The following is an 8,186-nucleotide window of genomic DNA, read 5'->3' as shown; positions in this document are numbered from 1 at the left end:
GGCCGGGGCGGCGGCGGCTTGCGCGGCGGCCTTGGGCGCTTCGGCGGCGGGGGCGGTGGCCGGGGTGGCGGCGGCCTTGCCGGCGGTGTCGATACGGGCCAGGACTTCGCCCGAGGTCACGGTGCTGCCATCGCCCTTGACGATTTCAGCCAGCACGCCCGAGGCGGGGGCCGGCACTTCCAGCACGACCTTGTCGGTCTCGACTTCGATCAGGATTTCGTCCGCTTCGACGGCAGCGCCGGGCTGCTTCTTCCAGGTCAGCAGGGTCGCTTCGGAAACGGATTCGGAGAGTTGGGGGACGACGACGTCGGTGATAGCCATTTTGTTTATTCCGTAGAGTGTGTGTTCTGGACCGCGCGGCGCGGGCAAAGTTCGAAATTGGATTTCTGCAACTTGCCGCACGCCGCGCGTGCATCGGGTTGGGTTACTTGGTCAGCATGGCCTTGAACTTGGGCGCGAAAGCCGCTTCGATCAGCGCCTTCTGCTGCTCCTGGTGCTTGGCCAGGTAGCCCACGGCCGGCGAAGCCGACGCGGCGCGACCGGCGTAGCCCAGCTTCTGGCCTTCGACCATGTTCTCGTACACGTGATGCTGAACGTAGAACCACGGGCCCTGGTTCTGCGGCTCGTCCTGGACCCAGATCACTTCGGTGGCCTTCGGGTACTTGCGCAGTTCGGCTTCGAACGACTTGTGCGCGAACGGGTACAACTGCTCGACGCGGACGATGGCGACGTTGTCGGCGCTACGTTCACGGCGGGCATTGACCAGATCGTAGTAGACCTTGCCCGAGCAAGCCAGCACGCGCTTGACCTTGGCGGCGTCGATGGCCTCGTCGACCTCGCCGATCACCGGGCGGAAGCTGCCGCCGGCCAGTTCGGTCAGGGGCGAGCCGGCGTCCTTGTTGCGCAGCAGCGACTTGGGCGTGAACAGCACCAGGGGCTTGCGGAACGGACGGATCATCTGGCGGCGCAGCACATGGAAGATCTGCGAGGCCGAGGTCGGCTGGATCACTTGCATGTTGTTGTCGGCGCAAAGCTGCAGGAAGCGCTCGATGCGGCCCGACGAGTGCTCGGGGCCCTGGCCTTCGTAGCCGTGCGGCAGCATCAGGGTCAGGCCCGACTGGCGGCCCCACTTGGCTTCGCCGGAGCTGATGAACTGGTCGATCACGACCTGGGCACCGTTGACGAAGTCACCGAACTGGCCTTCCCAGATGGTCAGCGTGTTGGGTTCGGCGCTCGAGTAGCCGTATTCGAAGCCCAGCACGGCCTCTTCGGACAGCACCGAATCGATCACGGTGAACGGGGCCTGGCCTTCCGAGACGTTCTGCAGCGGAATGTAGGTGCCGTCGTTCCAGCGCTCGCGGTTCTGGTCGTGCAGCACGGCATGGCGGTGCGTGAACGTGCCACGGCCCGAGTCCTGGCCGGTGATGCGGATGGCGTAGCCCGAGGACACCAGCGTGGCGAAGGCGAGGTGTTCGCCCATGCCCCAGTCCAGGTTCATTTCGCCCTTGGCCATGGTGCGGCGGTCGTTCAGCAGCTTGGCGACCAGCGGGTGCACCGTGAAGCCTTCCGGCACGGTGGTGATGCGCTCGCCGATGCGCTTGAGCTCGGCCAGCGGCACGGCGGTGTCGGCCTGGTCGGTCCACTTGGCGCCCAGGAACGGCGACCAGTCGATCGCGTACTTGCTCTTGTAGTCGGTCAGCACCGGTTCGATGGTGCGCTGGCCGTCTTCCATCAGTTGGCGGTAGTCCTTGACCAGTTGGTCGGCTTCGCCCTCGGACAGCACGCCCTGCGTGGTCAGCTTGTCGGCGTACAGCTTGCGCGTGCCGGGGTGATGGCCGATGCGCTTGTACATCAGCGGCTGCGTCAGCGACGGGGTGTCCTGCTCGTTGTGGCCCAGCTTGCGGAAGCAGACGATGTCGACCACGACGTCGTGGCGGAACTGCAGGCGGTAGTCCAGGGCCAGCTTGGTCACGAACACGACGGCTTCGGGATCGTCGCCGTTGACGTGGAACACCGGCGCTTCGATCATCTTGACGACGTCGGTGCAATACAGCGTGGAACGCGAGTCGCGCGGATCCGACGTGGTGAAGCCGATCTGGTTGTTGATGACGATGTGCAGCGTGCCGCCCGTGCCGTAGCCGCGGGTCTGGGCCAGGTTCAGGGTTTCCATCACCACGCCCTGGCCGGCGAAGGCCGCGTCGCCGTGCACCAGCACCGGCAGCACTTGCTTGCCTTCGGCGTCGCCGCGGCGTTCCTGGCGAGCGCGCGCGCTGCCTTCGACCACGGGGTTGACGATTTCCAGGTGGGACGGGTTGAACGCCAGCGACAGGTGCACCGGACCGCCACGGGTCGACAGGTCGCTCGAGAAGCCGTTGTGGTACTTCACGTCGCCGTCGGTCAGGCCTTCGGCGTGCTTGCCTTCGAACTCGGCGAACAGGTCGCCGGGCATCTTGCCCATGATGTTCACGAGCAGGTTCAGGCGGCCGCGGTGGGCCATGCCGACCACGATTTCCTGGACGCCGTTTTCACCGGCGTGGTTCACCACTTCGTCCATCGAGGCGATGAAGCTTTCGCCGCCTTCCAGCGAGAAGCGCTTCTGGCCGACGTACTTAGTGTGCAGGAAACGCTCGAGGCCTTCGGACTCGGTCAGTTGCTGCAGGATGTGGCGCTTTTCTTCGGCCGTGTAGGTCGGCGCACCCAGCGTGGTTTCCAGGCGTTCCTGGATCCAGCGCTTGGCGGCGGGGTCGGAGATGTGCGTGAATTCGGCACCGATGCTGCGGCAGTAGGTGTCGCGCAGCGCCTTCAGGATGTCGCGCAGCGTCATGGTGCTGGCGGTCGTGAAGTAGGTGTTGGTGGCCGAGTAGGTCTGGTCCAGGTCGGCTTCGGTCAGGCCGTAGAAGGCCGGATCGAGTTCGGGGATCGGCGGACGTTCCTGGCGCTTGAGCGGATCCAGGTCGGCCCAGCGCGAACCGAGCGAGCGGTAGGCGGCGATCAGCGATTGCACCGAGACTTGCTTGGAGGCGACGCTCAGGTCGGGTTCGGCGGCGCGTTGCACGAAGGCATTGGCCTTGGCGCGCTGGGCGAACGATTCGACGATGGGAGCGTGGGCCTGGTCGCGGGTGGATTCCTGGCCGTCGGTGGCGGGAGCGTGCTGCAGCTGGTCGAAGTATTCGCGCCAGTTGTCAGGTACCGAACCGGGGTTGTCGAGGTAGGCTTCGTAAAGCTCCTCAACGTAGGGGGCGTTTCCCCCAAACAAGTAAGACGTGGATAGGGATTCTATTTCCGAAGACATAATCGCTTCACCTTTACGAGTGCTTCACTCGATTACGATGCAGGAAAACCTTCCGCGACACGGGCTTCCCGTTTAGCGGATAGCAGGGGCAGAAGGCGCGTACAAGCCTTGAAAGCCGTATGCATGAAAGTATAACCCTTTGAGTTTACGGGCGTCTTTTTGCGATTGCGTGACGCAAAAGCGCGTCAGGAATGGTTTCATGCGGCGTTGGAATGTCCATGCAACCCCTGCAATTACGCCGTCTACGCGCCCGCAAATTCCGCGAACGAAAAATGCCGCATTGCGGCATTTTTTTCGATCCGTGCGCGAGGTGTTGCGCAATTGCCTCGTCAGAGCGGCAGTTCGGTGGTCGACAGGATCTCTTTCAGCACGAAAAAAGTGCGGATCTGGCGCACGCCGGGCAGCTTGATGATCTCGCCCGCGTGCAGCTTGTTGAAGCGCTCCAGATCGCGGATGCGCAGCATCAGGAAGTAGTCGAACTCGCCCGCCACCAGATGGCACTCGAGGCAGCCGCTGATGCCGCGCGCGGCCTGCTCGAAGTCGGTGAAGGACTCCGGCGTGGAGCGATCCAGCACCACGCCGACGATCACCAGCGTGGCCATCTCGACCTCGGCCGGTTCGAGCAGCGCCACCGTCTTTCTGATGATGCCCTCGGCCTTGAGCTTTTCCACCCGCCGCAGGCAGGCGGCGGGACTGAGGTGCACGCGCGCGCTCAGATCAAGGTTGGTGATCTGGGCGTCCTGCTGCAGCAGGCGCAGGATCTGGCGGTCGATGCGATCCAGCCCGGCGATGGCGGCCATTTAATGCGTCCCTATAAAATTTAATTTGGCTTTTAGTTTTTATTCATAAATATTAGATCCAAAAATTGAATTTCCTAAAAATTTAAAAGGAAGAAATCAAGAAAATACGCAATTGACCAACAATCTGGCGGATTCCTATGATTTTTCCATCCGCGGCGGCCCGCCCGGATCCCCCTTCCCCCAGGAGCCCGCATGGATCTGCAACGCTTTCCCCGCCACCGCCTGACCTTCGGCGACACCCCCATCGAAAAGCTCGAGCGCCTGTCCGCCCACCTCGGCGGCAAGGTCGAGATCTACGCCAAGCGCGAGGACTGCAACAGCGGCCTGGCGTTCGGCGGCAACAAGCTTCGCAAGCTGGAATACCTGATTCCCCAGGCGCTGGAACAGGGTTGCGACACGCTCGTCACCATCGGCGGCATCCAGTCCAACCACACCCGCATGGTGGCGGCCGTGGCCGCCAAGCTCGGCCTGGCCTGCGTGCTGGTGCAGGAAAACTGGGTGGACTACTCGGATGCGGTCTATGACCGGGTCGGCAACATCATGATGAGCCGGCTGATGGGCGCCGACGTGCGCCTGGTGGACCAGGGCTTCGACATCGGTTTCCGCCGCAGTTGGGAAGAGGCGCTGGAGGACGTGCGCAAGCGCGGCGGCAAGCCGTACGCGATTCCGGCCGGCGCCTCCGACCATGAGCTGGGCGGGCTGGGCTATGTCGGCTTCGCCGAGGAAGTGCGGCGGCAGGAGGCCGAGCTGGGCTTCAAGTTCGACTACATCGTGGTCTGCGCCGTCACTGGCAGCACGCAGGCCGGCATGGTGGTGGGCTTTGCCGCCGACGGCCGCGCCGACCGCGTCATCGGCATCGACGCCTCGGCCACGCCGGACCAGACCCGCGCGCAGATCCTGCGCATCGCGCGCCGCACCGCCGACATGGTGGGCCTGGAGCGCCCCATCACGGACGGCGACGTGGTGCTGGATACGCGCTATGCCTACCCGGCCTATGGGCTGCCATCGGCCGAGACCAACGAGGCGATCCGCCTGTGCGCGCGGCTCGAAGGGATGATGACCGACCCGGTCTACGAGGGCAAATCGATGCAGGGCATGATGGACATCGTGCGGCGCGGGGAAATCCCCGCCGGTTCCCGGGTGCTGTATGCGCATCTTGGGGGGGTGCCGGCGATCAACGCCTACAGCTTTCTCTACCGCAACGGCTGACGGCGGCTATGGCGCCAGCGGGTGGCCCTGCGGCGACCTGCGCTGAACCGCTCTTGCCGATACCCAGGAACCACCCGCCGGCGGCGCACGCCGGCGGGTGGTTCGCTTCATGGCGATCGGACTTGCCTGACGTATTAGGGTCATCACTAATGATGTACATAAATTGTATACAAACAATGCGGTTTACCTTATCGTGTCGAACACGATGTCCACGCCCGCCTTGTCATGAGCACCTACGACTCAACCCAGCCCTACCCGCGTGACCTGATCGGCTACGGCCGCAACCCGCCGCATGCGCAATGGCCCGGCAACGCCCGCATCGCGGTGCAGTTCGTGCTCAATTACGAGGAAGGCGGCGAAAACTGCGTCTTGCATGGCGACGCGGGATCCGAACAATTCCTGTCCGAGATGTTCAACCCGGCCAGCTACCCGGAACGCCACCTGAGCATGGAAGGCATCTACGAGTACGGCTCGCGCGTGGGCGTCTGGCGCATCCTGCGTGAATTCGAAAAGCGCGGCCTGCCGCTGACGGTGTTCGCCGTCGGCATGGCGCTGCAGCGCCACCCCGAGCTGGCCGCGGCGCTGGTCGAGCTGGACCACGAGATCGCCTGTCACGGCTGGCGCTGGGTGCACTACCAGAACGTGGACGAAGCCACCGAACGCGAGCACATGCGCCTGGGCATGGAGGCCATCACGCAACTGACCGGCGCCCGCCCGCTGGGCTGGTACACCGGCCGCGACAGCCCGCGCACGCGCCGCCTGGTGGCGGACTACGGCGGCTTCGAATACGACAGCGACTACTACGGCGACGACCTGCCGTTCTGGATGCGCGTGCAAAAGAGCGACGGCAGCGTGGCGCCGCAACTGATCGTGCCCTACACGCTGGACTGCAACGACATGCGCTTCGCGCTGCCGCAGGGCTATTCGCACGCCGATCCGTTCTTCCAGTACCTGAAAGACAGCTTCGACGCGCTCTACGCGGAAGGCGACGAGGCGCCCAGGATGCTCAGTATCGGCATGCATTGCCGCCTGCTGGGCCGGCCCGGCCGCATCGTCGCCCTGCAACGCTTCCTGGATCACATCGCGCGCCATGACCGCGTGTGGGTCTGCCGCCGCCTGGACATCGCCCGGCACTGGCAGGCGCGCCACCCCTATCAACCCGCTGCCTGAACCGCGCAACCATGGCCCCTACCCTCGCCCGATTCAACGACGCCGCGCCGCAAGACGCCGCCGCCATGCTGGCCGACCTGTATCCCCACGCGCCCTGGGCCGCCGAACAGGCGGTGCGGGCGCGCCCGGTGCACAGCGTGACGCAGTTGCAGTTGGCCCTGCAGCGCGCGGTGGACGACACTGACGCCGCCGCGCAATTGGCGCTGCTGCGCGCTCAGCCCGTCGCCATGCTCGACGCGGCGGCGGACGCCGCCGCGCTGGCCGCCGACTATGCCGCGCGTTTCGGCTTTCCCTTCATCCTGTCCCAATACGGCCCGCGCGGCGCCGGCCCGCAAGACGGGCAATGGCGCCAGGCGCTCGAACGCCGCCGCCACAACGCGCCGGACGACGAACGCCGCGAGGCCCTGCGCCAATTGCACCGTGACGCCGAAGTGCGGCTTTACGACCGTTTCGGCGTCGAACCGGACCTGGGCAACGACATCTGGGACTGGCAGGAAAAGCTCAGCGCGCACAGCGATCCGGGCTACGCCGAGAACGGCCAGCTCACCGTCACCTACCTGACCGACGCGCACCGCGCCTGCGCCCAGCGCATCTCGCATTGGATGCGCGATTGCGGCTTCGACGAAGTCGGCATTGACGCGGTCGGCAACGTGGTCGGCCGCTATCACGCCAACCGCGCCGACGCGCCCATCCTGATGAGCGGCAGCCATTACGACACGGTGCGCAACGCCGGCAAATACGACGGTCGCCTCGGCATCTTCGTGCCGATGGCCTGCGTGCGCGCGCTGCACCGCCAGGGTCGGCGCCTGCCCTACGCGATCGAAGTCGTCGCTTTTTCCGAAGAGGAAGGCCAGCGCTATCCGGCCACCTTCCTCGGTTCCGGCGCGCTGATCGGCGACTTCCAGCCGCGCTGGCTCGAACAGCGGGACGCTGACGGCATCAGCATGCGCGACGCCATGGCGCACGCGGGGCTGTGCGTGGACGACATTCCCAAGCTCAAGCGCGACCCGGCCCGCTACCTGGGCTTTGTCGAAGTGCATATCGAACAGGGCCCCGTGCTGAACGAAATCGGCCTGCCGCTCGGCGTGGTCACGTCGATCAACGGCTGCGTGCGCTACCGCGTGCGGATCCACGGCACCGCCTGCCACGCTGGCACCACCCCGATGGACCGGCGCCGCGACGCCGCCGTGGCCGCGGCCGAGCTGATCGTGTTCGTCGAGGGCCGCGCCGCGCGCGACGGCGATTCGGTCGGCACCGTCGGCATGCTGGAAGTGCCCAATGGCTCGATCAACGTGGTGCCCGGCGAATGCCGCTTCAGCCTCGACCTGCGCGCGCCCAGCGATCCGCAGCGCGATGCGCTGGCCAAGGACGTGCTGGCCGAACTGGAGGCGATCTGCCAGCGCCGCGGCCTGCGCTACACGCTCGAGGAAACCATGCGCGCCGCCGCCGCCCCCAGCGCGCCGGCCTGGCAGCAGCGCTGGGAACGCGCGGTGCAAGCGCTCGGCGTGCCGGTCCATTGCATGCCCAGCGGCGCCGGCCACGACGCCATGAAGCTGCACGAGATCATGCCGCAGGCCATGCTGTTCGTGCGCGGCCAGAACGCCGGCATCAGCCACAACCCGCTCGAATCCACCACCAACCACGACATGCAGCTGGCCGCGCAGGCAATGCAGCGGCTGCTCGACGATCTCGCCAACGAAGCAACGAGCTGAACC

General features: G+C 65.6%; 6 protein-coding genes. 3 read left to right on the top strand and 3 right to left on the bottom strand.

The window, feature by feature from the left end; genetic code table 11:
- The 3 genes from HV783_RS26015 to HV783_RS26005 all read right to left on the bottom strand — a co-directional run.
- A partial coding sequence (locus HV783_RS26015) for a biotin/lipoyl-containing protein (protein WP_302477824.1) occupies window positions 1-321 on the bottom strand: 321 nt, incomplete at its 3' end.
- A gap of 103 nt (window positions 322-424) precedes the next feature.
- Complete coding sequence (locus HV783_RS26010; protein ID WP_175190150.1) at window positions 425-3,292, bottom strand: 2-oxoglutarate dehydrogenase E1 component; 2,868 nt, start codon at window positions 3,290-3,292, stop codon at window positions 425-427.
- Between the two features lie 329 nt (window positions 3,293-3,621).
- Complete coding sequence (locus tag HV783_RS26005) at window positions 3,622-4,092, bottom strand: Lrp/AsnC family transcriptional regulator (RefSeq protein WP_049072267.1); 471 nt, start codon at window positions 4,090-4,092, stop codon at window positions 3,622-3,624.
- 192 nt (window positions 4,093-4,284) lie between these two features.
- On the opposite strand from HV783_RS26005, the gene HV783_RS26000 reads away from it, so the two are divergent.
- The 3 genes from HV783_RS26000 to HV783_RS25990 all read left to right on the top strand — a co-directional run bounded on the left by HV783_RS26000 (window position 4,285) and on the right by HV783_RS25990 (window position 8,183).
- Window positions 4,285-5,301, top strand: a complete 1,017-nt coding sequence (locus HV783_RS26000) for a 1-aminocyclopropane-1-carboxylate deaminase (RefSeq protein ID WP_020924636.1) — start codon at window positions 4,285-4,287, stop codon at window positions 5,299-5,301.
- A gap of 225 nt (window positions 5,302-5,526) precedes the next feature.
- Window positions 5,527-6,471 (top strand): allantoinase PuuE, encoded by a 945-nt coding sequence (puuE, locus tag HV783_RS25995; RefSeq protein ID WP_116793163.1) that lies wholly within the window; start codon window positions 5,527-5,529, stop codon window positions 6,469-6,471.
- Between the two features lie 11 nt (window positions 6,472-6,482).
- Window positions 6,483-8,183: a hydantoinase/carbamoylase family amidase gene (locus tag HV783_RS25990; RefSeq protein WP_175190149.1), complete on the top strand. Its 1,701-nt coding sequence runs from the start codon at window positions 6,483-6,485 to the stop codon at window positions 8,181-8,183.
- The last annotated feature ends 3 nt before the right edge of the window (window positions 8,184-8,186 follow it).

The sequence above is a fragment of the Achromobacter dolens genome, from assembly GCF_902859745.1.
Classification (GTDB): domain Bacteria; phylum Pseudomonadota; class Gammaproteobacteria; order Burkholderiales; family Burkholderiaceae_B; genus Achromobacter; species Achromobacter dolens.
Note: the sequence above shows the minus strand (reverse complement) of the source record. Positions and strands in the feature narration are given on the sequence as shown.